Annotated in this window: 17 protein-coding genes and 5 pseudogenes; 13 read left to right on the top strand and 9 right to left on the bottom strand. The window is 66.7% G+C overall.

What is annotated here, in order from left to right:
- Positions 1–13: 13 nt before the first annotated feature.
- Positions 14–2,386 (top strand): FHA domain-containing protein, encoded by a 2,373-nt coding sequence (locus MPSD_RS08315; RefSeq protein ID WP_020788211.1) that lies wholly within the window; start codon positions 14–16, stop codon positions 2,384–2,386.
- Between the two features lie 12 nt (positions 2,387–2,398).
- Here MPSD_RS08315 and MPSD_RS28065 read toward each other — a convergent pair whose 3' ends face one another.
- Positions 2,399–2,542 carry a hypothetical protein gene (locus MPSD_RS28065; RefSeq protein ID WP_015356755.1) on the bottom strand — a complete coding sequence of 48 codons (144 nt, stop codon included), beginning with the start codon at positions 2,540–2,542 and terminating at the stop codon, positions 2,399–2,401.
- 278 nt (positions 2,543–2,820) lie between these two features.
- On the opposite strand from MPSD_RS28065, the pseudogene MPSD_RS08305 reads away from it, so the two are divergent.
- Positions 2,821–4,832: pseudogene (locus MPSD_RS08305) on the top strand (serine/threonine-protein kinase PknH/PknJ).
- 11 nt (positions 4,833–4,843) lie between these two features.
- On the opposite strand, the gene MPSD_RS08300 reads toward MPSD_RS08305, so the two are convergent.
- Both MPSD_RS08300 and MPSD_RS08295 read right to left on the bottom strand, forming a co-directional pair.
- The gene (locus tag MPSD_RS08300; protein WP_036426801.1) at positions 4,844–5,431 is read right to left on the bottom strand and encodes a hypothetical protein; all 588 of its coding nucleotides are present in this window, start codon (positions 5,429–5,431) and stop codon (positions 4,844–4,846) included.
- 298 nt (positions 5,432–5,729) lie between these two features.
- Entirely contained in the window at positions 5,730–6,911 is a 1,182-nt protein-coding gene (locus MPSD_RS08295; protein ID WP_372509734.1) for an adenylate/guanylate cyclase domain-containing protein, read from the bottom strand.
- A 99-nt stretch (positions 6,912–7,010) separates the two neighbouring features.
- Here MPSD_RS08295 and MPSD_RS08290 point away from each other — a divergent pair, with 99 nt between their 5' ends.
- Together MPSD_RS08290 and MPSD_RS08285 are read left to right on the top strand one after the other, a co-directional pair.
- Positions 7,011–8,498 carry a serine/threonine-protein kinase gene (locus tag MPSD_RS08290; protein WP_020788216.1) on the top strand — a complete coding sequence of 496 codons (1,488 nt, stop codon included), beginning with the start codon at positions 7,011–7,013 and terminating at the stop codon, positions 8,496–8,498.
- Positions 8,495–9,028, top strand: a complete 534-nt coding sequence (locus MPSD_RS08285; RefSeq protein ID WP_020788217.1) for a hypothetical protein — start codon at positions 8,495–8,497, stop codon at positions 9,026–9,028. Before MPSD_RS08290 ends, MPSD_RS08285 begins: the two co-directional genes overlap by 4 nt.
- 13 nt (positions 9,029–9,041) lie before the next feature.
- Here MPSD_RS08285 and MPSD_RS08280 read toward each other — a convergent pair.
- Positions 9,042–10,429 (bottom strand): annotated as a pseudogene (locus MPSD_RS08280) (amidase).
- Positions 10,430–10,532: 103 nt separating this feature from the next.
- On the opposite strand from MPSD_RS08280, the gene MPSD_RS08275 reads away from it, so the two are divergent.
- Together MPSD_RS08275 and MPSD_RS08270 are read left to right on the top strand one after the other, a co-directional pair.
- On the top strand, positions 10,533–10,961 hold the full coding sequence (locus tag MPSD_RS08275; RefSeq protein WP_036426803.1) for an HIT family protein: 429 nt from the start codon (positions 10,533–10,535) through the stop codon (positions 10,959–10,961).
- 10 nt (positions 10,962–10,971) lie between these two features.
- Positions 10,972–11,424, top strand: a complete 453-nt coding sequence (locus MPSD_RS08270; protein WP_012395751.1) for a nitroreductase family deazaflavin-dependent oxidoreductase — start codon at positions 10,972–10,974, stop codon at positions 11,422–11,424.
- Positions 11,425–11,432: 8 nt separating this feature from the next.
- Here MPSD_RS08270 and MPSD_RS08265 read toward each other — a convergent pair whose 3' ends face one another.
- The 3 genes and pseudogenes from MPSD_RS08265 to MPSD_RS08255 all read right to left on the bottom strand — a co-directional run bounded on the left by MPSD_RS08265 (position 11,433) and on the right by MPSD_RS08255 (position 14,490).
- A complete protein-coding gene (locus MPSD_RS08265) occupies positions 11,433–12,476 on the bottom strand; it encodes an LLM class flavin-dependent oxidoreductase (RefSeq protein WP_020788221.1) in 1,044 nt (347 codons plus the stop codon).
- Positions 12,477–12,522: 46 nt separating this feature from the next.
- Positions 12,523–13,659, bottom strand: a pseudogene (locus MPSD_RS08260) (FAD-binding protein).
- A gap of 3 nt (positions 13,660–13,662) precedes the next feature.
- Positions 13,663–14,490: a uracil-DNA glycosylase gene (locus MPSD_RS08255; protein ID WP_036426805.1), complete on the bottom strand. Its 828-nt coding sequence runs from the start codon at positions 14,488–14,490 to the stop codon at positions 13,663–13,665.
- Positions 14,491–14,585: 95 nt separating this feature from the next.
- Here MPSD_RS08255 and tap point away from each other — a divergent pair, with 95 nt between their 5' ends.
- The 7 genes and pseudogenes from tap (at position 14,586) to MPSD_RS08220 (ending at position 23,276) form a co-directional block, all read left to right on the top strand.
- Entirely contained in the window at positions 14,586–15,839 is a 1,254-nt protein-coding gene (gene tap / locus MPSD_RS08250) for a multidrug efflux MFS transporter Tap (protein WP_086085106.1), read from the top strand.
- A gap of 57 nt (positions 15,840–15,896) precedes the next feature.
- Positions 15,897–17,264, top strand: coding sequence for an FAD-binding oxidoreductase (locus MPSD_RS08245; protein ID WP_020788225.1), 1,368 nt, complete (start codon positions 15,897–15,899; stop codon positions 17,262–17,264).
- A 205-nt stretch (positions 17,265–17,469) separates the two neighbouring features.
- Complete coding sequence (locus MPSD_RS08240; RefSeq protein WP_086085099.1) at positions 17,470–18,711, top strand: cytochrome P450; 1,242 nt, start codon at positions 17,470–17,472, stop codon at positions 18,709–18,711.
- On the top strand, positions 18,711–19,328 hold the full coding sequence (locus MPSD_RS08235; RefSeq protein ID WP_086085100.1) for a TetR/AcrR family transcriptional regulator: 618 nt from the start codon (positions 18,711–18,713) through the stop codon (positions 19,326–19,328). Before MPSD_RS08240 ends, MPSD_RS08235 begins: the two co-directional genes overlap by 1 nt.
- Before the next feature lie 123 nt (positions 19,329–19,451).
- A pseudogene (locus MPSD_RS08230) lies at positions 19,452–19,749 on the top strand (IS3-like element ISAar24 family transposase); the annotation flags it as partial.
- A gap of 94 nt (positions 19,750–19,843) precedes the next feature.
- Positions 19,844–21,888: pseudogene (locus tag MPSD_RS30175) on the top strand (PE family protein).
- A gap of 638 nt (positions 21,889–22,526) precedes the next feature.
- A complete protein-coding gene (locus MPSD_RS08220; RefSeq protein WP_011742058.1) occupies positions 22,527–23,276 on the top strand; it encodes a PPE family protein in 750 nt (249 codons plus the stop codon).
- 90 nt (positions 23,277–23,366) lie between these two features.
- On the opposite strand, the gene MPSD_RS08215 is transcribed toward MPSD_RS08220, so the two are convergent.
- On the bottom strand, positions 23,367–24,509 hold the full coding sequence (locus tag MPSD_RS08215) for an acyltransferase family protein (protein WP_020788230.1): 1,143 nt from the start codon (positions 24,507–24,509) through the stop codon (positions 23,367–23,369).
- Entirely contained in the window at positions 24,506–26,221 is a 1,716-nt protein-coding gene (locus MPSD_RS08210) for a DEAD/DEAH box helicase (protein ID WP_036426810.1), read from the bottom strand. The genes MPSD_RS08215 and MPSD_RS08210 overlap by 4 nt, the downstream gene beginning before the upstream one ends.
- Positions 26,222–26,380 lie beyond the last annotated feature (159 nt).

Raw genomic sequence — 26,380 nt, 5'->3', positions numbered from 1 at the left:
CCGGAGGCGATGCATGCACGACAGGATCGGTGACGCGACGACGAATCCGCCCCGCCTGGAACTCCGGGCCGCCGGACGCACCTGGCATGCCACACCAAACCGGGCCTGGACCATCGGTCGGGCCGCCGAAGCCGATATCCGCCTGGACAATCCACGGGTCTCGCGACTGCACGCGGTCCTCGAGCCGACGCCGGCGGGATGGGTGCTGGTCAACCGCAGCCGCAACGGATCGTTCGTCGGCGGCACGCCGGTGCAGCGCGTGCCGATCCACCAGCCCGTCACGGTGCTGCTGGGGTCCGCGTCTTCCGGACAGGCGATCGAGCTCCACCCCGCGATCCAGGCGCCCGAGGCGCAGCCCGGGCGCAACGTCGCCGCTGCGCCAGACCCGCTGGACGGAACGACAGTCGCCCGGGCGCCGACCACGGTGCACGCCATCGACCAGCTCGTCGTCACGATCGGCCGCGGAGCGGACAACAACGTGTTGTTGAACGACCTGCTGGTGTCTCGGCGCCATGCCGTGTTGCGGCGCTCCGGTGACCAATGGGAGCTGGTCGACAACCACAGCGCCAACGGGACCTACGTCAACGGCAACCGCATTACCCGCGCGCTGATCGGGCCCAACGACATTGTCGGCATCGGGCACCAGCTGATGCACCTCTCCGGTGACCGGTTGGTGGAGTACGTCGACACCGGCGACGTCTCCTATGAAGCGTCCAACCTGCGGGTGGTAACCAAGAAGGGTCGGGTGTTGCTGTCCGACGTGAGCTTCGTGCTGCCACAGCGCAGCCTGTTGGCCGTGGTGGGGCCAAGTGGCGCGGGCAAATCCACGCTGCTGGGCGCCCTAACCGGATTCCACCCGGCGACCAGCGGCACAGTGCGATACGACGAACGCGACCTCTACGACAACTACGCGGAGCTGCGACACCGCATCGGATTCGTTCCCCAAGACGACATCCTGCACATCCCACTGACGGTGCGGCGGGCGCTGAATTATGCGGCGCAACTTAGGTTTCCCCAAGACGTCTCCGCTGAGGAGCGCCGACAGCGCATCGAAGAAGTCCTGGCCGAGCTCGGGCTCACGACGCAGGCCGACCAGCGCATCGACAGCCTGTCGGGGGGCCAGCGCAAGCGCACCAGCGTCGCACTGGAGTTGCTGACCAAACCGTCGCTGCTGTTTCTGGACGAGCCCACCTCAGGGCTGGATCCCGGCTATGAGAAGTCGGTCATGCAGACCCTGCGCTCCCTAGCCGATGATGGTCGCTCCGTGGTGGTGGTCACCCATAACATCGCCCATCTCAACATGTGCGACCGGTTGCTGATCCTGGCTCCTGGCGGACGTCTGGCCTATTTCGGTCCGCCGCAGCAAGCCTTGAGCTACTTCAACTGCACAGACTTCGCCGACCTTTTCACCCTTCTCGAGCAGGACAAAGCCACCGACTGGACGGCCCGGTTCAATGCCTCACCCCTGCGCGCGGCGCTGACCCCGCACCCGGCCCAACGCCCGGCGCACCCCGCCGCCGCGCGCACCACCAAGCCGGTCGCACAGCAAAGCGCGTTCGCGCAATTCGCGATCCTGTGCCGGCGATACGTGGCGGTCATCGCTGCCGACCGTCAGTATGCGGTGTTCCTGCTGGTCCTGCCGTTGCTGCTGAGCCTGTTCGCCCATGCCGTGCCCGGCAAGGCCGGGCTCTCGCTGGCCAAGGCGATCGAGCTGCGGTCGACCCAGCCCGCGCAGTTGCTGGTGTTGCTGATCATCGGCGGCGCGCTCATGGGCTGCGCCGCGTCGATCCGCGAAATCGTCAAGGAGCAGGCAATATATCGCCGCGAACATGGCATCGGCATGTCCGGCGGCGCCTACCTGGCCTCCAAGCTGGTTGTCCTCACCGCGCTGACCACCGCGCAGGGCCTGATCCTCGGGTTCCTGGGCCCGGCGTTTCTACCCGCGCCCGACCAGTCCATCGTCATGCCCTGGCCGACGGTCGAAGTGGCCGTGGCGGTCGTCGCGGTCACCGTCGTGTCGATGATGATCGGCCTGCTGATTTCGGCGATGATCGGCAACGCCGATCGGGGCATGCCGCTGCTGGTGCTCGTGGTGATGGCCCAGCTGGTGCTGTGCGGCGGAATGTTCGGCGTCAAGGGCCGGATCCCGCTGGAGCAGTTGGCGTGGCTGTCGCCGTCGCGCTGGGCCTACGCGATGGCCGCTTCCACCGTCGACCTCAACGACCTGCGTCGCGCCGCGGGCGGCGACCAGGATCCGTTGTGGGATTACAAGGTCAGCAGCTGGCTGATCGCGGCCGGCGCGTGTGTGGTGCAGGCGGCGGTACTGGTGACCCTGATCGCCTGGCGACTCAGGCAGCTCGATCCGCAACGAAAAGCCCGCAGGTGAAACCGGGCTGTCTCAGACGTGCTTCACGACGAATGGGACTGCGCACACGGCCAGCGGCCCGCACGACAGTTGCAGCGACAACAGCCGATACCCGACGTTGTAGACAACGTATGACCAACCGCGCCCGCCAATGCCACCCCACCGCAGCGACAGCATCGTCTTTCCTTCCAATAGCGGGTCCGCCGACAGGGTCGGCGGGGTTCGGCGTTCGGGAAAGCATGTGCCGCAGCGCTTGCCGCATTATTGACGGATCCTTGCCGGCCCATCGGTCAGCCGAGGCCAGGGATTTTGGGCGCGGCGCTGCCCGTCTTGCGCGGGTCGAACGGTCGCCGCTCGCCGCCGGCGGCTTCCCCCTTGGTGATTTGCGAGTGACGCCGCCGTTCCCAGGAAATTGGTAGGGTCGCGACATTGCGAGTTGATTGGGAGGATCAACGATGAGCGACGCGCAGGGCTCGCGAGTGGGGTCCACGTTCGGGCCCTACCGCCTGACGCGGCTGCTGGGCCGTGGCGGGATGGGCGAAGTCTACGAGGCCGAGCACACCGTCAAAGAGTGGACCGTCGCGGTCAAGTTGATGTCGGAAACCTTCAGCAAGGACCCGGTGTTTCGGGAGCGCATGAAGCGCGAAGCCCGCATCACCGGCCGGTTGCAGGAACCTCACGTGGTGCCGATCCACGACTACGGCGAAATCGACGGGCAGATGTACCTGGAGATGCGCCTGATCGAGGGCACCGATCTGGACAATTTGCTCAAGCGCTTTGGCCCCCTGACCCCGCCACGCGCGGTAGCGATCATCACCCAGGTTGCCTCCGCGCTGGACGCGGCCCACGCCGCGGGCGTGATGCATCGCGATGTGAAACCGCAAAACATCCTGGTTACCCGCGAGGATTTTGCCTACCTGGTCGACTTCGGCATCGCCAGCGCCACCACCGACGAGAAGCTGACCCAACTGGGCACCGCGGTGGGAACCTGGAAATACATGGCGCCTGAACGGTTTTCCAACGACGAAGTCACCTACCGCGCCGACATCTATGCTTTGGCGTGCGTGCTGCACGAGTGCTTGACCGGGAGCCCGCCCTATCGCGCCGACAGCGCCAGCATGCTGGTCACCGCGCACATGATGGATCCCATCCCGCAGCCCAGCACCGTCCGCGCCGGCATCCCCAAGGCCTTCGACACGGTGATCGCGCGCGGCATGGCTAAACAGCCCGGGGACCGTTACGCCAGCGCGGGGGATCTGGCGCTGGCCGCCCACGAGGCGCTGAACAACCCCGATCAGGATCACGCCGCCGACATCCTGCGCCGGAGCCAGGAAGCAACCCTGCCCGGCCCTCCCGACCCCGCCGCTCCCCCGACCATGCCGGCCACCGCGGCCACTCCTCCGGCGCGGCCCGGCCCGGCGGCCACCCCGCCGCGACCTGCGCCCACGCCGCAACAACCGCCCTACTACCCGGCCGCCGCAGCTCCGGCTGCCGGCTCGCCCCCTTCAGGCCCCTCGGCGGTCGCCGGGCCGCCCCGCGGCGTGGCGCCGTCCGGACCCGCGGGGACCGTCCGGGCCGATACCCCGGCCCCCGGCCCCCGGCGGCCGGCCAGCCCGGCTGGCAGCAGGCGAGCGGCCCCATCCCCGCGAGCCAGCCCACCCCCAGCCCGCCGTACTACCAGGGAGCCGGTTGGGGCGGAGCACCGCCGCCCGGCCAACCCGCCGGCCCATCGACCTGGAATCAGGGCCCGCAGGGTCCGGGACCGCGCGGCCGCAACCCATGGCCGATCGTGGCCGCCGTGGCGATCGTGCTGGTTCTCATCGTCGGTGGAATTGGTGTCTGGATGATCACCCAACCGCCCAAGCCCTCGCCGCCGCCCAAACCGATAGCCGAGGACCGGCTGAGCTCTCTGCTGCTGAGCCCCGCCGAAGTCAACTCCGTGATGGGGGCATCCAATATCCAACCCGGTAAACCCATCACCTCGATGGATGCGTCACCGGTGACGCTGTCGCTGCCGGAATGCCAAGGCGCCCTGTATACCAGCCAAGACCCGGTCTACTCGGGCACCGGATACACGGCTATCAGCGGCCTGGTGGCCTCGGAACCCGGCGACAACAACGACCACTAGGTCAATCAGGCCGTGGTGTCGTTTCCCTCGGCCGCCAAAGCCAGCTCGTTTGTGGAGACCATGGCGGGCAAGTGGAAGAACTGTGCCGGTAAGACGGTGACGGTGACGAACAAATCCAAGACCTACCGATGGACGTTCGCCCAGGTTGTTGGTAGCCCGCCTCGGATCACCATGCTCGAAACCCAGGAAGGCGCCGAAGGCTGGGAGTGCCAGCGCGCGATGAGCGTGGCCAACAACGTGATCGTCGACATCAACTCGTGCGGCTACCACATCACCGACCAGGGCGGTGCACTCGCCGACAAGATCGTCGACAAGATCCACAAGGAAACCAAGTACTGAGCTTTGGGCGGTCAGGCCTGCAGATCAGGCCCCTGCGCGCGCAGGTCATCGACCGCTGACATCGCGGTCCGCAGCTTGTCCAGCCACTCCTCGGTGTGCTCACCGACCAGCTTGACCGACCACGCGAGAGCATCGGCGCGGGACCGGGCGACGCCGGCGTCGACAAGCGTGTCCAACACCTGGCGTTCCGGCTGCTTCAGGCGCGTCATCACCGGAACCGCGATGTGGGTGAACAGGATTCGCTCCGTGCCGGCGTCGGAGACAACGTCGACGCCCCAGGACACCTTGCGCGCGTAGCGCTCCTGTGCCTCGTCGGCGATATTCATCCGTTCGGCCCGGGTCTCTTCGCGGAATCGCGAGGCTCGCCCTTCTGAATGCGCCTTGCTCTGCTCCGATCCGGAATTCTCGGGTGCCCCCAACGTGCCGATCACAGTGATCTCCTCCCGGTCCACAACGACGGCGGGGGCGCCCTCGAACCAGTCCTCCGGAAGCCGTCCAGCAAACCAATCGGCGGCATCGCTGGCGTCAGGTTGTTGGGCTTGCTGCCAGCCGCCGGAGCGCCCGTGCCGGCGCCCGTGCATGTGATGATGTGCTTTCATGATTATATGATTATATGATTATATAGTTACAAGTGAAAGCAATCGTTGTTCGCCGGCGGCGAACCCCCAACGGACCACCGCCGCCTCGCAAATGTTGCACCCAACAGCACAAAAACCGTTGCTATCAGCGGTTCATGGTTGTATTTTTGTTAGCGAAGCAGACCCGGAACAGACCGAACTCAAGTGCCGGAGAATGGGGTGGAATCCGGCCGCGTAAGCGCCGCGTAAGACGGACCAAACGCCCCCGGGAGTCGCTCCGGGCCTGCCCATATGACGTCGAGTCAACCTCAGCCCACCGCTAACGGCCCTCTGTTGCGGTGTCGGCCGCAAGGTCCGCAAGGTTTCGCCGGACCCGGAACAGCTTGGTTTCGTTCTTGATTCCCTTCAGACGCCGCGGCCCGGCAAATGACCACTCGAATCCAGCACCGGCGGCCGTGTCACGAACGGCGTCACACACCGAATCCGCGGCCAGCACCGTGCCGGGTCTCGCGACCCCGGTGATCCGGCTCGCCGCGTTCACCGGGCTGCCGAACCAGTCGCCGGCCCGGCTCACCGCCCGACCACACGCAACCCCGGCCCGCAGCCGAGGGAAGGCATCGTCGGTGTCGACGACCTCGACCAGATTCAGCACCGTGTCCAACAGCGGCGCCGGATCCGGACAGACCAGCATCACGGCGTCGCCGATCGTCTTGATGAACCGCACCGGCGGGGCGGTCAGTTCCCGAGCCAGATCGGCCAGCCGGCCGGCGAGCTGGCCCAACTCCTCGGCCGATACCACCTCACCCAGCTTGGTGAAGCCGACCAGGTCGGCGAAAGCGACGCTGACCTCACGTGCACCTGGCAACGGCTTGCCGGCCGCCCGCTCACCGGCGTTGACGGCTTCGGTCTCCATCATGTGCCGCAGCTGCATGAACAGCATCTCCTGGATCATCGGCCCCAGCAATGGCGCGATCTGACTCACCAGCGCCTTCGACCCCTTCGCGATGTCCAGTTCGGTGGCTCCCGGGTGCATGATCGCCTCCAACGCCGTGTAGCGCATGACTTCGGCCGCGCGGGAGAGGCCCTCGGCGAGCACGCGCACCACAAGCACGATCTGATCTGGGTTCAGCCCCAACTCAATGAACCGCTGCGTGTATGCGGCGGCTTCGCCGTCTGCGCGCATGTAGACGACGGCGTCCGGGTCATCCACTCTCGCCAAGCCGACCGCACGCTGTACGCGCTGCAGCAGATCCAGGTCGATGCCGTAGGTTTCGCTGATCTCGCGGCTGGACACGTAGGTGCCGTCATCGCCGATGACGTGGCGAGTGGCCAGCAGCAGCGGCGGGTTGGTCGTGCGGATCTCAGCTGCGGTGATGCCCTGGCCGAACAGCCAGTCGATCAGCTCGGCACGTTCCGCGCGGGCGGCACCCTCGAGTCCTTCGAGTAGATCGTCGGTGTTCTGGCCGGCCGGCTCGGGTGCCCGGTCCACGCAGTCCTCCACGACGTCAACGTATAACGCCGCGACGCCACCGGGCGCGCTGATGCCCGCCCCGCGGCACGACACCGCCCCGGGGCCGGCCGGCGGCGGTAACATCCGATCATGCCGTTGCCCCCCGGCTCCGCTTTTGCCGGATACACCATCGTGGGATTGCTCGGCTCCGGCGCAATGGGCGAGGTATACCTTGCGCAACACCCCCGATTACCCCGCCGTGATGCGCTAAAGGTGCTGCCCCCCGACGTATCCGCGGACACCGCGTTCCGCGAGCGATTCCAGCGCGAAGCGGATCTGGCCGCCACCCTGTTCCACCCACACATCGTCGGCGTGCACGACCGCGGCGAGTTCAACGGCCAGCTGTGGATCTCGATGGATTACATCGAGGGAACGGACGCCGCCGCGCTAATCCGCAGCCAGTATCCGGCCGGCATGCCCGTCGCCGAGGTGGTCGCCGTCGTGACCGCCGTGGCCGGAGCGCTCGATTACGCCCACCAGCGCGGCTTGCTGCATCGCGATGTCAAACCCGCCAATATCCTGCTCACCGGGCCGGACAACGCCGGGGGGCCGCGAATCTTCTTGGCGGACTTCGGGATAGCCCGCCAGCTTGACGACATCAGCGGAATCACCGCAACAAACCTGACGGTAGGCACGGCCGCGTACGCTGCGCCCGAGCAGTTGACGGGCGCCGACGTCGACGGCCGCGCCGACCAGTACGCGCTGGCCGCCACCGCATTTCACCTTCTCACGGGGGCCCCGCCATACCAGCATGCCAATTCGGTCGCGGTGATCAGCCAGCATCTCACCGCACCACCACCGGCGTTGGGCGATCGGCGCCCCGAGCTTGCGCCGTTGGACCGAGTGTTCGCCGCCGCGCTGGCCAAACAGCCCAACGAACGCTATTGGCGATGCGCCGATTTTGCCCAGGCGCTATCTCAAGTCGCGTCACCCCAGGGCGCGGCCGCAGCGGTTTCGCCGTCGGATCCCACCTTGCCCGCCGCCATCTCCGTGCCTCCCGAATACGCTGCCGCCACCCAAGCCGCCCCCGCACCGATGCCGTGGTACCCGACGGCGCCGGCACCGGCGCGGCCACGGCGCCAGGTCAGCACGATTGTGGTTCCAGTGGTTGTGGCCCTGCTGCTGGTATCTGCCGTCGCGTTCGCCGTCACCCAGGTGTTACGGCCGGACCCGCGGCAGACAACCGCGGCCCCGGCCGAGGCGCCCCAGTGGCAGCCCTACGTCGACCATGCCAAACAGTTCGCGATCTCCTTGACGAGCGTCAACCCGCAGACCATCGATGCCGACATCCAACGCATCCTGGACGGGTCAACCGGAGCATTTCACAGCGATTTTGCCGACAAGAGCGCCCAATTCAAGCAGTCAATAGTGGACGCGGGCTCGGCGACCCAAGGCAAGGCCACCGGCGCAGGCCTGGAGTCCATCAGCGGCACCACCGCCCACGTAGTTGTGTCGGTGACCTCGAACATCACCAAAAGTACCGGCGTACAACAAGAGCCACGGCAGTGGAGGTTGCGAATCCAGATCGAGAAGATCGACGACGCCTATCTGGCGTCGCGGGTGGAGTTCGTCACGTGACCCAGCATGGAGCACCGCGGGCCGCCTGGTGGGTGGTCGTCCTCGCGCTCACCGCCGCGACGATGATGGCCGCAGCACTGGGCGGCTGGCAGATGCTGGCCAAGAACCGGCAATTGCCGCCCGTCGCCGGCCCAGCACTGGTCGCCGACCAACCCGCGGCCCGAGAAGCCGTCCTGAAGGTCGCCAAAACCAATGTGGCCAAGATCCTGACGTACACACCTCAGAACGTGGAAAAGGTCGCGAGCGCCGCCGAACGGCTGTTGACCGGCGAATTCCTGTCCTATTACCGGCAATTCACCGGCCAGACAGTGGTCCCCACGGCCCGGCGCGAGGGCATCAGCACCACTGCGACCGTGAGCGGTGCCGGAGTCGAGTCCCTGACCAGCCAGCGGGCCTCGATCTTGGCGTTCGTCGACCAATCCACCACCACTCGGGACCAACCGTCTCCGAAAAGGGCTACCAGCTCCGTTCGGGTCGGCCTGACCAAGGTGCAGGGCACCTGGCTGATCGACTCCTTCAAACCGACCTAACCGCACCCCGCTGTCACGACACCGGAGGTCGCCGATCGGCCCACGGTCGGGCGGCTTCGATCTGCGCGGACAACGACAGCAGTGTCGCCTCGTCGTAGGGCTTGCCCACCAGCTGTATCGAGATCGGCATGCCGTCGTCGTCGAAGTCCCACGGGACGACGGCGGCGGGCTGGCCGGTCAGATTCCAGACCTGCAGATACGGAACCCGCTGCGCTACCAGAAGCAGCGTCGACACCGCGCCCCGGCGCTGGTAGGCGCCGATTCGGGACGGACCGTTGGCAGTGCCGGGAGTGATGACGACGTCGACGTCGTCGAAAATCGACTGGATCCGTTTGTTCAGCGCGGCCTCGGCGGCTCGCAGGGCCGCCATCCGGCGGTCCGAGAAGAACGAACCCATCCGCGCGATGGCACGGGTGCGCGCTTCGAGACGATGCGGGTGGGCCAGCGCGTCCGCGTCGTCGCTGATACCGCGAAGGTAGCGGGGCAGGTAATTGGCGTAGAGGGCGGCCGGATAGTCGGGGTCGCGGTTGATCACCTCATGGCCCAGCTCACGCAACAACCCACCGGCCCGATACACGGCCGCCACCTCGGCCTGGCCGACCCGGACCGGAAGCGGCGTAGGAATCTTTGTGCTCAGGGCAATTCGCAGTCGGCCGGGCTCGCGCTGAGCAGCGTCGGCAAACTCGGCGTCGGGACCCGGCACTGTTGTCGTCGCGTCCAGCAGCAGCGCAGCGTCGAGCACCGAACGCGCTATCGGCCCGTTCACGCTCAATCCGTACCAGGCACCGTCGTGGGGCTCTAGCGAGATCCGATCCCGCTGGGTCTTCAAACCGAACACACCACACCAGGTCGACGGGATGCGGATTGATCCGCCGCCATCGGATCCGAAGGCCACCGGCGCCAGTCCCGCGGCGACCGCGGCGGCGCTGCCCCCGCTGCTGCCCCCAGGTGTGCGAGCGGGGTTCCACGGATTGCGGGTGGCCCCGAAGGTCAGCGACTCGGTGTAGGGCATCATCATCAGCTCGGGCACATTGGTCTTGCCGATGATGACCGCACCCGCTGCCCGCAACCGCCGCACCATTTCCGCGTCGGAGCCCGCCGGCGCGCCATGCCCGCGCTGCCGTAGGTCGTCACCTCACCGGCGACGTCGACGTCGTCTTTGATCGCGATCGGAACACCGAGCAGCGGAAGCCTTTCCCCGGCGTCGAGGCGCTGTTGGGCGACCTCGGCCTCCTCGCGCGCGGCGTCGTAGCGCACCACCCGGTAGGCCCGCAGCTCGCTGTCGAGGCGTTCGATCCGTTCCAGGTAGACCTCGAGCAGCATGGGCGCGGTGACTTCACCGTCAGCGAGCATCCGGGCCTGGGCGGCTGCTCCGGCGAAGGCAAGATCGGACGGGTCCACTGCCGCAGCGTATCCCGCTGCACCAACCGGCAAATCGGCCATCCCCGACCGGCTCGGCGGGGGCCAGGCCCGGCCCCCGCCACCGGAGCAGTACCGTGGCGACATGTCCTGCGTGTTCTGCGCGATCGCTGCCGGCGAAGCTCCGGCCATCCGGATCTACGAAGACGACAACTGTCTGGCCATCCTGGACATTCGGCCGTTCACCCGCGGACACACCCTGGTGCTGCCCAAGAAACACACCGTGGATCTGACCGACACTCCGCCGGAAACCCTGGCTCAGATGGCCACCATCGGACAGCGGATCGCAAAGGCGGCCCGGGCCACCGAGCTGGCCGATGCAACCAATATCGGCATCAATGACGGCAGTGCGGCGTTCCAGACGGTGTTCCACATCCATCTGCACGTGCTACCGCGGCGCGACGGGGGCAAGCTATCGGTCGCCAAGGGCCTACTGTTGCGCCGCGACAACGATCGGGAAGCCACCGGCCGAATCCTGCGCGACGCGCTGGCCCGCATCGAGGCCAGTCAGTAAGACTGGCCTCATGAGCAATCTCACGCCGTTCGAGCAATACGTGGGCATCCCCATCCTGCGTCTGCACGACACGATCTACCGCAAGACCAACGGCCGAATCGGCCATCGCATCCCGGGTGTGCCGCCCAGCCTGCTGCTGCACACCGTCGGCGCCAAGACCGGCCAGGCGCGCACCACGTCGCTGACGTATGCGCGTGACGGCGACTCGTATTTGATCGTCGCCTCCAACGGCGGTGACGAGCGCTATCCGGGCTGGTACCACAACCTGCGTAAGCGTCCCGATTGTGAAATCAACGTCGGCCCGAAACGAATCGCGGTGACCGCGCGGCGGGTCACCCCCGACGATGCGGACTACCAGCGGATGTGGCAGCTGGTCAACAAGAACAACGCCAACCGCTATGACAGCTACCAGCGGCGGACGTCACGGCCCATCCCCATCTTCGCGTTGACACCGGCGGCGTAGGGCTGCGGCTAGAACAGTTCCTTGGCCAGTAGCTCACACGTCGCCACCCGCGCCGGTGCCGTGGCCGGGTCGGTGCCGCGATGCGCGGAGGCAACGGGGTGGACCATGACCTCATCAACACCGAACCGCTGACCCAGAGCGCGCACCTGCTCGGCGGCCTCCTCAGGTGAGCCGACGACAGCCCGCTCGAGTCCGCTGTCCACGATGCGTTGCTGCTCGGGGGTCAACCTGGCGTCCTGGGCTTCTTCGACGAGCTGCACGGCCCCGAGCGGCTGGCCGGTGCGCAGCCGCGCCATCATGTGCAGATTGGGCATCATCAATGCGGTCGCTTCCTCGCGGGTATCGGCCACCGCGGCATTGACGGTCAGGAAGGTCACCGGCCGGGCTGCCAGCGCACTGGGGACGAAGCGGGATCGGTACAACTCGAGCGCCTCTTCGGTGCCCTTGCCGGAGAAGTGATGCGCGAACACGTAGGGCAGCCCCTTTGCCGCGGCCAGCCGCGCCGAATACATCGATGACCCCAATAACCACAGTCGCGGCTGGGTGAGCGCCGCCGACGTGGCCTTGAGGATGTAGTCACCGGATTGCAGCGGTACGCGCACGCCCCGCGCACTCATCAGTGCGACCACATCGTCGAGGTAGTCGGGAAAACTCTCGATATCGCGTTCCTGTTGCGCCGGTGAGCGGCCACCGCGCAGAGCGTAGGACGTGACCGGGTCCGAGCCGGGTGCGCGGCCGATGCCCAGATCGATACGACCGGGGGCGGCCGCCTCCAGCAGAGCGAACTGCTCGGCCACCGCCAGCGGCGCGTGGTTGGGCAGCATCACCCCGCCCGATCCCAGGCGCAGGTGCGTGGTCTGCGCGGCCAAGTAGGCGATCAGGACCGGCGGGCTGGTGGCGCCCACCGATGCCATGTTGTGGTGCTCGGCAACCCAGTAGCGTGTAAAGCCGAGGCGCTCGGCAGTCTGTGCCAGCGACACGGTGGCTGCCAGCGCATCCCGGGTCGACTGATCGGTGCGCACCGGGACGAGATCGAGAACGGAAAGACGCACGCTGCCCACAACGCCTACGGCAGCCCGAACCTTCCCACCGATCCGATCAGCCCTGCCGGTAGTCCTCGAGCTCCAACGAGTTGACGATGCGTTCGAACGCTTCCTCGGGTATCGGCTCTCCGCCGGGGATGTTGTCGGTGACCAGCCATTGATTGCGCTCGACGAAGCCGCTGAATTCGGCATGGTAGTTCGCGAAACCGCGCTGGTAGTCGTTTCCGGCGGCGGCCAGCTCACCGGCCAGGATGTAGGCGCCCAACACGGCGACACTGGTCCCTTGGCCCGACAGCGGCGAGCAGCAATAGGCGGCGTCGCCGACGAGCGCCACCCTGCCCTTCGCCCAGCTATCCATGACGATCTGGGCCATTTCATCGAAGTAGAAGTCCGGTGCGCTGCGCATGTAGTGGAGCAGCTGCGCACGTACCCAGCCGTCCTCGATCATCCGCCGTTCCAGCTCGGCGAATTGAGCCTCGGTATCGCGTTAGTCGATCTGCAGCTCGGTGTCCATGAAGCCCAGCGCCGCGCGAGCCTCGGAGTTGTCGCGGGCGCTGTAGACCCCGGCCATGGTGTTGTCGCCGTAGTGCCACTTCTGCCAGTAGTCCAATTCCAGGAAGTTGGGCACGGTGAAGATCGCCGCGTAGGTGCCCAACCGCTTGATGAACTGCTCCTCCTGGCCGAACACCTTGCGGCGCACATTCGAATGCAGACCGTCGGCTCCGATCAGGAAGTCGAAGGTGCGGGTGCCGGACCGGACGAAGGTCACCTCGACGGCCGCGCCGTCATCCTGCAATGTGGCAATGCTGTCGTCGAAGATGAACTCGGTCGTCGATTGGATTGTGCCGTAGAGCAATTCGATGAGATCGTCCCGCAGCAGCTCGATGTTGGGGCTGTCGATGGGACCGCCGGTGGGGGTCGACTCGGTATCCCGGGAGAGCTCGTTTCCGCCCCGGTCGACCACCGAAGCTCCCCGGATGCCGGTCTTTCGGTCCCGGGCGGCGTCCAATATCCCCATCCGATCCAGCACAGTCAGCGCCGGGCCTCGGACGTCAATCGCTTGGCCGCCAGGCCGCAGCCCAGGGTGGCGCTCCACGATTGTGGCCGAGTAGCCTTGTTGTTCAAGCCAATATGCCGTCGTCAAGCCAGCCACGCTGGCTCCGGAAATCAGAACTTTTTGCACCCCGACCATTTTCTACCCAATCCCGCCAAGTTTCTTGGCATCGCGGAACACGTCATCGAGCATCGCCGGAGTCAACCTACCCGTGAACATGTTCTGTTGGCTCGGGTGGTAGCACCCGAGCAACTGCACACCCGACCCCAGCTCAGCCACGACACCGTGGCCGAAGCGGGGCCTGGGGGCACCCAGCGACCCAGGCAATCCCAGCGCGATCTTCCACGCAAATCCGCCCAGCGCAACGATCACGCGGACATCGTGGGACACCAGCCGCCATTCGGCGTCGAGCCAGGGCGCGCAGGTCTTTCGTTCGGCCGGTGTCGGGGCATTGGCCGGGGGTGCGCAACGCACCGGTGCGACGATGCGGATCCGTTCGGCCCGCAAGCCGTCGGCGGCGTCGACGCTGGTCGGTTGGCTGACCAGGCCGGCACGGTGCAACGCCGCGTACAGCTGATCACCGGACCGGTCGCCGGTGAACATCCGCCCGGTCCGGTTGGCGCCGTGAGCGGCAGGCGCCAGGCCCACGATCAACAGCCATGGCCGCTCCGATCCCCAGCCCGGCACCGGGCGTCCCCAATACGGTTGGTCGGCGAAGGCGCGCCGTTTGGCCACCGCGACCTCTTCACGCCAGGTCACCAGTCGTGGGCAGGCCCGGCACACACTTATCGCAGCGTCGAGTTCGGCGATCGAGCCCGCCCGGCCGGCCAGTTCGGCGACACGCGCCGCCTCGGCCGCGACCGGGGTCTGCGATGACGCCGGATCCCCCGGCCAGCCGGTGCCGGGACGAACCGGCGACCCGAACGGCTGGCCCGTCCTCGGATGGGTAAGCACACGATCATCCTGCATGGCGCCATCGGTCGCCGCGATAATTCGGTGGCTCCGATGGTGGATCGCCGCTAGATTCAGCCGCGATATCCATGAGAAACAGCACCGCGATATCCATGAGAAACAGCAGCCGAGGCCCGGCATTCCTGATCCTTTTCGCCACCTTGGCGGCCTGCGCCGGCAATGGCATTTCGATAGTCGCGTTCCCGTGGCTGGTGCTCGAGCGCGAAGGCAGCTCGGGGCAAGCGTCCATCGTGGCCGGAGCGATCACCCTGCCGCTGCTGTTCTCCACGTTGGTCGCCGGCACCGCCGTCGATTACTTCGGACGCCGGCCGGTATCCATGGTTTCCGACGCCCTGTCCGGGTCGGCCGTGGCCATCGTTCCGTTGATCGCGTGGGCGTTTGGCGACGACGCGGTCAGCGTCGCGGTGCTGGCAGCGCTGGGCGCCTGCTCGGCCACCTTCGATCCGGCCGGGATCACCGCCCGGCAGTCGATGCTGCCCGAGGCCGCCGCCCGTGCGGGGTGGTCACTGGATCGGATCAACAGCAGCTACGAGGCGATCCTCAACCTCGCGTTTGTCGTGGGCCCCGGGATCGGCGGCCTGATGATCGCCACCGTCGGCGGGATTACCACGATGTGGATCACCGCCGGGGCATTCGGGTTGTCCCTCCTCGCCATTGGCGCGTTGCGGCTCGAGGGAGCGGGCAGACCGCACCACGAGACACGACCCGACGGGCTGGTTTCCGGCGTCACGCAGGGACTGCGTTTTGTGTGGAACCTGCGGGTGTTGCGGGCGCTGGCGCTGATCGACCTCACCGTGACGGCACTGTATCTGCCGATGGAAAGCGTGCTGTTCCCGACGTACTTCAGCGACCGCCAACAGCCCGCACAGCTGGGTTCGGTCCTGGTGGCGCTGTCGCTGGGCAGCCTGGTCGGCGCGCTGGGCTACGGGATGCTGTCGAACTACGTGTCGCGGCGAACGATCATGCTGACCGCGGTGCTGACCCTGGGTGCCGCGACAACCGGCATCGCGCTGCTGCCCCCGTTACCGGTCATCCTGGTGTTGTGCGCACTGATCGGCGTGGTCTATGGCCCCATCCAACCGATCTACAACTACGTGATGCAGACCAGGGCGCCGCACTATCTCCGTGGCCGGGTGGTCGGCGTGATGACGTCGCTGGCTTATGCCGCCGGCCCGTTGGGCTTGCTGCTGGCGGGTCCGGTGGCGGACGCGGCCGGGCTGAAGGTGGCTTTCTTCGCCTTGGCACTGCCCATCGCCATCACCAGGCTGATGTGTATCCGACCGCCGTCGCTGCGCGAATTGGATCACGCGCCCACCCAGGACATCAGCGAGACATCGCTGCTGTAGCCGCGCTCGCTGACCCCGCGGGCCGCAGGCCCCGTAGGATCGGGCCGTGAGTGCCTCGTGAACGCGGATGTGCTGGCCAGCCTGATCGCCGGCTTGCCCGACGGCATGGTGGTCACCGATCCCACCGTCACCGAGGGCTACCGACAGGACCGTGCCCTTGACCCGTCGGCGGGCAAGCCGCTGGCCGTGGTCCGGCCACGATGCACCGAAGAGGTGCAGACCATCCTGCGGTGGGCCGGCGCGAACCGCGTTGCCATGGTGACCCGCGGAGCCGGTTCCGGGTTGTCGGGCGGGGCCACCGCCCTGGACGGCGGAATCGTGCTGTCCACCGAGAAGATGCGCGATATCACGATCGACCCGGTCACCCGCACCGCGGTCTGTCAGCCCGGCCTGTTCAACGCCGAGGTGAAGAAGGCCGCCGCCGAACACGGACTGTGGTATCCGCCGGATCCGTCGTCGTTCGAAATCTGCAGCATCGGGGGCAACATCGCCACCAATGCGGGCGGATTGTGCTGTGTGAAGTACGGCGTCACCACTGACTACGTGCTGGGCATGCAGGTCGTGCTCGCCGATGGCACCGCGGTGCGGTTGGGCGGTCCGCGGCTCAAGGATGTCGCCGGGCTGAGCCTGACAAAACTGTTCGTCGGCAGCGAGGGCACCCTGGGCGTCATCACGGAGGTGACGCTGCGCCTGCTTCCCGCGCAAAACGCGGCCGCCGTCGTGGTGGCCAGCTTCGCGTCGGTGGAATCCGCGGTGGACGCGGTGCTCGGTGTTTCCGCGCGGATTCGTCCCTCGATGCTCGAATTCATGGATTCGGTGGCGATCAACGCGGTAGAGGACACGCTGCGCATGGACCTGGATCGCGGTGCCGCGGCGATGTTGGTGGCCAGCTCCGACGAGCGCGGACAGGCCGGCCGCGACGATGCCGAACTGATGGCCGCGGTATTTGCCGAACATGGTGCAACAGAAGTGTTTTCCACTACCGACCCCGACGAGGGCGAGGCGTTCGTCGCGGCCCGCCGCTTCTGCATCCCGGCGGTAGAGGCCAAGGGATCCCTGTTGCTCGAAGATGTCGGCGTGCCGCTACCCAATCTGGGCAAGCTGGTCACCGGAATCGCCCGGATCGCGCAGGAGCGCGACCTGATGATCTCGGTGATCGCGCATGCGGGTGACGGCAATACGCACCCCTTGCTCGTCTACGACCCCTCCGACGCCGCCATGGCCGAACGCGCACAGCTCGCCTATGGCGAAATCATGGATCTTGCGGTCGGCCTGGGCGGAACGATCACGGGCGAACACGGCGTGGGCCGGTTGAAGCGGCCGTGGCTGGAAGGCTATCTCGGGCCCGACGTGATGGACCTCAACCGCCGCATCAAACAGGCGTTGGACCCCCTGGACATCCTCAACCCCGGTAGCGGGATCTAGATCTCTGCGTTCTGCACTCGGCACTCGACGCGGGTGCGGGCGCTCGACGCGGGTGCGGCATCGAGTGTGCCGTCACGGCCTTGAGCGTGCGCTCAGGTCGGGAATCTCGGGCAGGTTGCGCCCGGACTGCACGGTGGAAGCCAAGGATGCACACCGGCTATGCGCAGGTGTTGACATCTATACAACTCTGTCGTACCAATAAGACATGTCAGTGGATGTGTCTCACCGCGCGCCTGTTGCGTTCCAGTTGGCCACCGCCGCAACCTGGCCGGATCCCTGGCCGATGTACCGGGCGCTGCGAGACCAGGATCCGGTGCACCACGTCATCCCGACCCACCAGCCCGACCAGGACTACTACGTGCTGTCGCGCCACGCCGACGTGTGGGCAGCGGCCCGCGACCACCAGACCTTCTCCTCGGCGCAGGGCTTGACCGTCAACTATGGCGATCTGGAAATGATTGGGCTGCAAGATAACCCGCCCATGGCCATGCAGGATCCACCAGCCCATACCGAGTTCCGGAAGTTGGTGTCACGCGGTTTCACCCCGCGCCAGGTCGAAGCGGTGGAGCCCAAGGTGCGCGATTTCGTCGTCGAGCGAATCGAGCGGCTGCGCGCCCAGGGGGGCGGCGACATCGTCACCGACCTGTTCAAGCCCTTGCCGTCGATGGTGGTCGCACACTATCTCGGGGTACCCGAACAGGACCGGGCACAGTTCGATGGGTGGACCCAGGCCATCGTCGCGGCCAACACCGCCGAGGGCGGCATCGCGGGCGCGTTGGCCACGGCCGGCGATGCGGTCGGGTCGATGATGGCCTACTTCACCTCGCTGATCGAGCGCCGCCGCGCCAAACCCGAGGACGACACGATTTCTCACCTGGTGGCCGCCGGAGTCGGCGCGGACGGCGACATCGCGGGCACGCTGTCGATCCTGGCGTTCACATTCACCATGATCACCGGCGGCAATGACACCGTTACCGGAATGCTCGGCGGCTCCATGCCCTTGCTCCACCGGCGACCCGACCAACGCCGGCTTCTGACCGACAATCCAGAGCTCATCACCGATGCGGTCGAGGAACTGCTGCGGCTCACCTCGCCGGTGCAGGGCCTGGCCCGCACCGTCACCCACGACGTGACGATCGGGAATGTCACCATCCCCGCCGGTCGCCGAGCGCTGCTGCTCTACGGTTCGGCCAACCGGGATGAGCGCCAATACGGTCCTGATGCCGGCGAACTCGATGTACGGCGCTGCCCGCGCAACATCCTGACGTTCAGCCATGGCGCGCACCACTGCCTGGGCGCGGCCGCGGCCCGGATGCAGTCCCGGGTCGCGCTGACCGAACTATTGGCGCGCTGCCCGGACTTCGAGGTCGACGAGTCACGCATCGTGTGGTCCGGCGGCAGCTACGTCCGGCGCCCGCTGTCGCTGCCGTTTGAAGTGAGGTCTTGATGAGCCGAACCGACTGGCTGGCAGCGCACCGCAGCGAGGTCGCCGCCGACTGGCTGGCAGCGCACCGCAGCGAGGTCGCCGCCGACCGGATACTCGACGCCGCCGAGCGGCTCTATACCAAGCACGACCCGGCTTCGATCGGGATGAACGAAATCGCCAGGGCGGCAGGCTGTTCCCGGGCCACCCTGTATCGATACTTCGAGAGTCGTGAGGCGCTCAGAACCGCCTACGTGCACCGCGAGACGCTCCGGCTGGGGCGCGAGATCATGCAGCAGATCGGCGACATCGATGATCCACGCGATCAGCTGATCACCAGCATCACCGCCACCTTGCGAATGGTCCGCCAGCGGCCGGCCCTGGCGGCGTGGTTCGCCTCCACCCGACCACCGATCGGCGGTGAGTTGGCCGGACAATCCGAGGTGATCGCGGGACTGGCCGCCGCATTCCTGCAGTCTTTGGGCCCCGAAGCCCCCGCCGCGGTGGAGCGCCGGGCTCGTTGGACCGTGCGGGTGATCGTCTCGCTGTTGATGTTCCCCGGCCAGGACGAAGCCGACGAGCGGGCGATGCTCGAGGAATTCGTCGCTCCGGTTGTAACACCGTTTCCCACCCGCCGTTAGGCCACCAACGCCCATGATCTGGGCATGCCCCCGGTGGCCGGCGTACGCCTGGGCCGTCCCGACGAGGGAATCGGGGACCGAGTTGTCCATCGGGTGACAGTCGGCCAAGTCTCTTGGGCGAGAACAGAGCCGCGCCGCCAGTGGCTGATCGGACTGATCCGCGAAGTGCACGTCGCCTTCCGTGGCACGTGTCGGTCCTGATGACCCAGGCTGGCATCTGCGGCCTGCCTGACCCGGTGCGCCTCAACGGCTGCAGGGATTGGCCACCGCCGATGATCTGGTCAACCGCAAGTTCCACCGGCTTCGGCCAAATGAGTTGTGGGTTAACGACATCACCCAACCCTGCACCTGAGAAGGAGGGCTGTTCTGCTGTGCAGTCCTCAACGCCTTCAGCTGCAACGAAACTCGACCTGTGGGATGGCTGGGAAGTGCCTGATAGCGGCGCTGGGCCGCTGGGAGTGAGGTTATCTTGCCGAAACGCCTGGGGGCGATGAGAACTTGATGGGAGACGGGCGATGGCGTATTTGACGGTATTCCCTGACATGTTGGCGGGCGCGGCAGGTGATTTGGTCGGTATCGGCTCACAACTGGCGGCGGCGAACACCGCGACTATTGGCCCTACCACCACGGTGCTGGCTGCTGGTGCTGACGAGGTGTCAGCGGCGATCGCGGCGGTGTTTTCTGGTCATGGGCAGGCCTATCAGGTGCTGAGCGCCCAGGTCGCGGCGTTTCATCAGCGGTTCGTAGAGGCGCTAAACGCTGGAGCGCAGTCCTACGTCGGAGCCGAAGCGGCCAATGCCACGCCACTGCAGACCCTGGAGCAAGACGCACTGGGCATCATCAATGCACCGACTGGGGCTCTGGTGGGCCGCCCGCTGATTGGAAACGGCGCCAATGACACCGCGGCGAACCCCAACGGTGGTGACGGTGGCCTGTTATATGGCAACGGCGGTAACGGGTTCGCGCAGACCGGGAACAACAATGTCGCTGGCGGCGATGGCGGTAATGCCGGGCTGATCGGCAACGGCGGAGCCGGCGGTGGCGGCGGGACGGCCTTCGCTGGCGGCAATGGCGGTCACGGTGGCCTGCTGTACGGCAACGGCGGGGCCGGTGGGATCGGCGGGGACGGGACCGGCAACGGTTTCGGCAGTCTTAGTGGCGGCGGTAACGGCGGCAGTGGCGGCGGCGCTGGACTGTGGGGCGTCGGTGGCGCCGGTGGCAATGGCGGCGCCGGTGGAAGCCCCACAGTCCCCGGGCACGCCGGCGGCAACGGCGGCAACGGCGGCATCGGCGGCGCAGGCGGTGTGTTCGGCAACGGCGGAGCCGGCGGTATCGGAGGTACCGGAGGTACCGGAGGTACCGGCGGCAACGGCGGTATCGGCGGCAACGGCGCTGCTGGAGGCGAGGGAAGGTTGTGGGGGACGGCGGCGTCGGCGGGAATGGTGCGGTCGGCGGTAACAGTGGTGGCGGGTTCGGTGTCATGAACGACGGTGGCTCTGGCGGCCATGGCGGCGACGCCCGCCTGTTCGGGAACGGGGGCAACGGCGGGGCAGGCGCGGTCGGGGGTGCCGGCGGCAACGGCGCCGATGGCGGCATCGGCGGTCAGTTCTTTGGCAACGGCGGTGATGGTGGGGCCGGAGGCATTGGCACTGCGGGACTAGCCGGGTCCGGGGGTACGGGTGGCAGCGCCGTGGGTCTGGTGGGCAACGGTGGGACCGGAGGGGCCGGAGGCCTTGGTCCCATCGGTGGGTCCGGCGGCAACGGCGGCGGCGGTGGCGTAATTGGCAACGGCGGCAACGGCGGTGCGGGTGGCGCGGCGAGCGCCACTGTGGGAACACCCGCGCCAGGCGTCGGCGGGAATGGCGGTGCAGCAGGGCTTTTCGGAGATGGCGGTAACGGCGGGGCCGGGGCTCCTGGCTTGTCTGGGCTCGGCGGGGCCGGCGGCAGGGGCGGATACCTGATTGGAAGCGGGGGTAACGGCGGTGCCGGTGGCGGGGATGGCGGCTACTTGTCCGGAAATGGCGGCAACGGCGGCGACGGCGTCATTGTTGGAAATGGATCGGCTGGCGGCGCGGGCGGCAACGCACTCGGGTTGTTTGGCCACGGTGGCGCAGGTGGAGCCGGTGGCTATGACGTCACCACCCAGGCGGGTTTGACCGGCGGGAATGGCGGAGTCGGCGGCAAGTTGATCGGGGACGGTGGTCTCGGCGGCGACGGCGGCATTGGTCTGGCCGGCACCGGAGGCAACGGCGGCAACGGTGGTGATGCTGTTGGTGTCATCGGCAACGGTGGGGTGGGCGGGGCCGGCGGAGTCGGTGCTTTCGGCAGCGGTGGCACTGGCGGCAACGGCGGCGCAGGCGGTGCAGTCGGTAACGGCGGTGCTGGTGGCGACGCCGGTAGCAGCGGTAACTTGAGTCCGGCTGGCGGCGGTAAGGGCGGCAACGCAAAACTGGTGGGCAACGGCGGTGATGGCGGAGCTGGCGTCTTTGGCGGGCTCGGCGGCGACGGCGGCACGGGTGGTCAGCTTTTCGGCAATATGGGCTTGAACGGACCCGCGTAGCCTGACAAGACACACCTACGGTCGTTCGTTGGCCGTTGCCCATCCTTGTCGCATCAGCAGCGCTGGCGCTTGTTGGTCCGTCCTTTTCCCGAGCTACCAGCCAGAGTTCAATGATCGTGATCATTTGCCTGCGGCCACACCGGTCGACGAAAGCTACGAAGCCGCCGCACGCCACTTCTCACCGAACCGGCTCAATCCCGACATTCTGACGGCCGCAACGATCCGCACCAACACCAGATCACGAAACATGCTGTCGCCCTTGGCTACTGACTCGAATTCCAGAGGCCGATCGCCCTCCCCCACCATGCGCTCGTCTGCGACGACGGGATCTGCAACGCGCCTGCCCCCAGAATGACCGGACACAGTCACCGGCACGGAACAGCCTGTCAACATATTTCGTCCAAATCGCTGACGAACTCACCTAGCGGCGAGATCTTGTGACTGATCGGCCACCGTCAGGCGGCCGTCAGAAGTGCAATATCGTCACGGAGGTGCAAGACGACATGTCAGCGGTATACCGGAAGCCGTTCCCGCTCAGCGCATCTCACATTGCATCTGCGCCCGGGAGCCGGATAGCCGACGATCAGGCAGCCGGAAAATGCGGCCACTCAATTGGGTCCGTACGGTAAGGATTAGCGATGACCTATCCCATGTTTCCTCCGGAAATCAATTCGGCGCTCATCGAGGCCGGCCCGGGATCGGCGCCAATGCTGGGAGCGGCGGCGGCGTGGTGCGGGTTAGCCAGCGAGTTGCGCGCGGCGGCGGAGTCCTTCGCATCGATCACGTCAGACCTGGCCAGCGGGGCATGGCAAGGCCCCGCTGCGACCGCGATGACACAGGCTGCCGCACCGTATGCCGCGTGGCTTTGCACCGCGGCCGCCCAGTCCGAGAGCGCTGCCAGTCAGGCGGGCGCGGTGGCGACGGCATTCGAGGCGGCCCGTACCGCCATAGTGTCCCCGGTCATCATCAACGCCAATCGCGCGCTAACCGCCCTGCTGGCCAATACGAACTTCTTCGGTTTGAACTTTCCCGCGATCGCGGCCGCCGAAGGTCTTTATGAGGAGATGTGGGCCCAGGATGTCGCGGTGATGAGCGGCTACCACGCCACCGTGTCGGAGATATGGTCACAGCTGTCGCAGTGGCCCCCGCTTCAGCAACTGCTGCGCCTGCTGCCCGGTTGCAAAGCGCCGTCTTCGTCGGGCGGTTCCCCGTCGCCGACACCGAACCCCAACCCTGATCCATCACCCACACCTGACCCGACGCCGACACCGACACCTGACCCGACCCCGACACCCACGCCCGAGCCGACCCCAGCGCCCGCACCCGAGCCCGCGCCTGAACCGACACCGGTCGAACCTGCGCCGGTGACGGTGCTACCCACGATGTAGTCGGCAGTGCTTGACGTTGCGCCGGTGATCCGCTGACCCACCAGACCCGCCACTTGATTTCGGGTGAGCTGGCCCGCCGTCGCGATGGGTCTACTCGGACCTGACCCGGGTAAAGCGGTGTAGCACCCAGGCCAGCGGGATCGTGATGACCATGGTGGCGATGAACAGGTTCAGCATGGAGCCGGTGTACACCCGGTACCGGACCACGCAGACCATCGCGAATTCCATCGTCACCAGGTGGACCAGGAAGATCTCATAGGAGATTTCACCGAGCCAGACCATCGGCCGGCTGGCCAGCAGTTGGGAATACCAGCCCTGATCCCCCAGGGCCAATGGCGCTACGGCCAGCGTGGCGATCACGGTATAGAAGCAGGCTTTGACCACGGCTTCGGTCAGCGCCGCGGGCGACGTGGTGGGGGCACCCGCGATCGGCGTGGCGACGATGAAATAGCAGATGGTGGCCAACGGTAGCGCCGCGAGTGCATAGCATTGCACCTTCATCGCCTGTAGGACCGTCAGCAACATGCCGCCCAAGAACCAGGCGAGATAGCTGGGCAACCACAGGCGAGCTCCGTCGGGAAACAACGAAACGGTGTGTATCAGCACCAGCCAGCCCGGGGTGATGGTGGCCATCGCGAGCAACGCACCGACCACCAACTTCGGCTGCCAGCGGCGTCGGCTGATCACCACCAGCAGCAGGTAGGCCAGGAACGGGAGCAATACGTAGAAGGAGGCCTCCACCGCCAGGCTCCACATTTGGGTCAATCCCTGATGCAGGTATGAACCCAGGTACCCGTCGGTGTAGATCTGGGTCAGCGTGAGGTTGCGCACCAACCCCATCCAGCTGTGTCCGGGGTTCGGTCCGGCGATGCGGTAGTGGTAGATCACGTAGGCGATCAGCACGACGACCACATAGGCAGGCATGATGCGGCGCACCCGGTGTGCCGTGTAGCGGCGCAATGAAGGCGGAGGAGCGCCGGTGACCGCGGAGTGCACCCACGGGCGGAACAGCAGGAAGCCGGATAGCACGAAGAAGATCGGCACGCCGATCTCCATCCGGGCCGACACCAGGCCCCAGTAGCCATGGGTGTACTTGCCGGTGGTGTAAGCCGCGTGGGTGGCGACCACCAGCAGTGCGGCGACCGCACGGATTCCGGTCAGCGACGCAACCCGATCCACGTGCGAGATCTGCTCGAGTCCGCCTTGGGCGTCGGTGGCTTCGGGCAGGGTCATCCGAGGCGTTTCCGCCGAGGTTTGCCACCATCGTTGCGGCGCGCCTTGTACGCCTTATCGGCGGGGCGGTCGGGGCGAAGGTTGATCAACACACCCGAAATCCTGGTTTGTTCGAGCTTTTTCAGTGTTTCGCGGGGCAGTTTGACCGGCAGCTCCACCAGCGAGAAATCCGGCCCGATAGTGATGTGGCCGAAGTCGCTGCGGTGCAACCCGCCCTCGTTGGCGATGGCGCCGACGATCGCGCCCGGACCGACTTTGTGCCGTTTGCCAACCGAGATGCGATACGTGCTGAAGGCGCCGCCGCTTCTGCGCCTCTCCGGACGTTCCTTGCGCTCATTGCGGGGATGGCGCTCGCGCTGATCTGGTGGCGGATCGGGCGCCAGCAGGAATTCCTCGCCGTCGCGCGACTGCAATGCCAGCGCCGCAGCGATGTCAGCCATCGGGACGTTGTGCTCGCGCTCGTAGTCCTCGACCAGCCTGCGGAACAACTCGATGCCCGTATTGCTCAGCGCGTGGGTGATGGAATCGGCAAACTTCGCCACCCGCTGGGCGTTGACGTCTTCCACGGTGGGCAACTCGGCCTCGGTCAGTGTTTGCCGAGTGGCCTTTTCGATCAGTTTGAGCAGGTGTCGCTCCCGCGGGGAGACAAACAACAATGCCGCACCCGAACGCCCGGCCCGACCGGTGCGCCCAATTCGGTGCACGTAGGACTCGGTGTCGTGCGGGATGTCGTAGTTGAGCACATGCGATATCCGCTCGACGTCCAGCCCGCGCGCGGCCACGTCAGTGGCGACCAGGATGTCGATGCCGCCGTCGCGCAGCGCCGTGATGGTTCGCTCGCGCTGTCCCTGCGGAATATCGCCGTTGATGGCCGCCGCGGAAAACCCTCGTGCCCGCAGCTTCTCGGCAACCTCCTCGGTGGCCTGTTTGGTGCGGACAAACACGATCATCGCCTCAAACGGCTCGACCTCGAGCACCCGGGTAAGCGCATCCATCCTGCGCGGACCGGCCACCTGGATATACCGCTGCGAAATATTTTCGGCGGTAGCGGTTTTCGCTTCGGATTTGACTTCCAGCGGATCGTGCAGATATCTAGTGGTGATTTTTCGGATTGCCGGCGGCATGGTCGCCGAGAACAATGCGACCTGCTTGTATTCCGGGGTTTCGGACAGGATGCGTTCAACGTCTTCGGCGAAGCCCATGGTGAGCATCTCGTCTGCCTCGTCGAGCACCAAGTAGTCCACCCGGGACAGATCAAGCGTTCGTCGTTCCAGGTGGTCGATGACCCTCCCGGGTGTCCCCACCACAACCTGCGCGCCGCGCCGCAGACCGGCCAGTTGTATGGCATACGACGACCCGCCATAAACCGGAAGCACGTTGAGGCGCGATAGATGGGCGCCGTACCGACTAAACGCCTCAGCCACCTGAAGGGCCAGCTCGCGGGTGGGGGCCAGCACGAGCGCCTGGGTTGCGGTGCTGGTGGTGTCGATTTTCGACAGAATCGGGATCGCGAACGCCGCCGTCTTGCCGGTGCCGGTCTGCGCCAGCCCCACCACGTCGGAACCCGCCATCAGCGCGGGGATGGTCGCAGCCTGAATCCCCGTCGGGGACTCGTAACCGACGTCGGCGATTGCTCGCATGACCGACGGATGAATCTGTAGGTCGGCGAAGGTGGCAGGGGGTACCGCAGGCGGGTTTTCGGGGTTGGCCATCAAGGCATGGAGTTTAGTGGGGATCGCAAGCCCGGCGACGCCGGGCGCCACGGGTCACCACCATCAACTCCCGCGGGGATCGCAAGCCCGGCGACGCCGGGCGCCGCGGGTCGCCACCAGAAGAGGGTGATCGCGCGGCCACGCCTGCCACACCTGAGG

Origin of the sequence: Mycobacterium pseudoshottsii JCM 15466, assembly GCF_003584745.1 — a bacterium.
GTDB lineage: Bacteria > Actinomycetota > Actinomycetes > Mycobacteriales > Mycobacteriaceae > Mycobacterium > Mycobacterium marinum.
This window is presented reverse-complemented; position numbering and strand designations above follow the sequence as displayed.

What these genes read in the sequence shown, in the direction of transcription:
- MPSD_RS08255 (WP_036426805.1), bottom strand. Translation starts at nt 14,490, where the DNA reads ATGCAGGATGATCGTGTGCTTACCCATCCGAGGACGGGCCAGCCGTTC.
- MPSD_RS08270 (WP_012395751.1), top strand. Translation starts at nt 10,972, where the DNA reads ATGAGCAATCTCACGCCGTTCGAGCAATACGTGGGCATCCCCATCCTG.
- MPSD_RS08300 (WP_036426801.1), bottom strand. Translation starts at nt 5,431, where the DNA reads ATGAAAGCACATCATCACATGCACGGGCGCCGGCACGGGCGCTCCGGC.
- MPSD_RS08220 (WP_011742058.1), top strand. Translation starts at nt 22,527, where the DNA reads ATGACCTATCCCATGTTTCCTCCGGAAATCAATTCGGCGCTCATCGAG.
- MPSD_RS08315 (WP_020788211.1), top strand. Translation starts at nt 14, where the DNA reads ATGCACGACAGGATCGGTGACGCGACGACGAATCCGCCCCGCCTGGAA.
- MPSD_RS08240 (WP_086085099.1), top strand. Translation starts at nt 17,470, where the DNA reads ATGTCAGTGGATGTGTCTCACCGCGCGCCTGTTGCGTTCCAGTTGGCC.
- MPSD_RS28065 (WP_015356755.1), bottom strand. Translation starts at nt 2,542, where the DNA reads ATGCTGTCGCTGCGGTGGGGTGGCATTGGCGGGCGCGGTTGGTCATAC.
- tap (WP_086085106.1), top strand. Translation starts at nt 14,586, where the DNA reads ATGAGAAACAGCAGCCGAGGCCCGGCATTCCTGATCCTTTTCGCCACC.
- MPSD_RS08210 (WP_036426810.1), bottom strand. Translation starts at nt 26,221, where the DNA reads ATGGCCAACCCCGAAAACCCGCCTGCGGTACCCCCTGCCACCTTCGCC.
- MPSD_RS08290 (WP_020788216.1), top strand. Translation starts at nt 7,011, where the DNA reads ATGCCGTTGCCCCCCGGCTCCGCTTTTGCCGGATACACCATCGTGGGA.
- MPSD_RS08235 (WP_086085100.1), top strand. Translation starts at nt 18,711, where the DNA reads ATGAGCCGAACCGACTGGCTGGCAGCGCACCGCAGCGAGGTCGCCGCC.
- MPSD_RS08215 (WP_020788230.1), bottom strand. Translation starts at nt 24,509, where the DNA reads ATGACCCTGCCCGAAGCCACCGACGCCCAAGGCGGACTCGAGCAGATC.
- MPSD_RS08275 (WP_036426803.1), top strand. Translation starts at nt 10,533, where the DNA reads ATGTCCTGCGTGTTCTGCGCGATCGCTGCCGGCGAAGCTCCGGCCATC.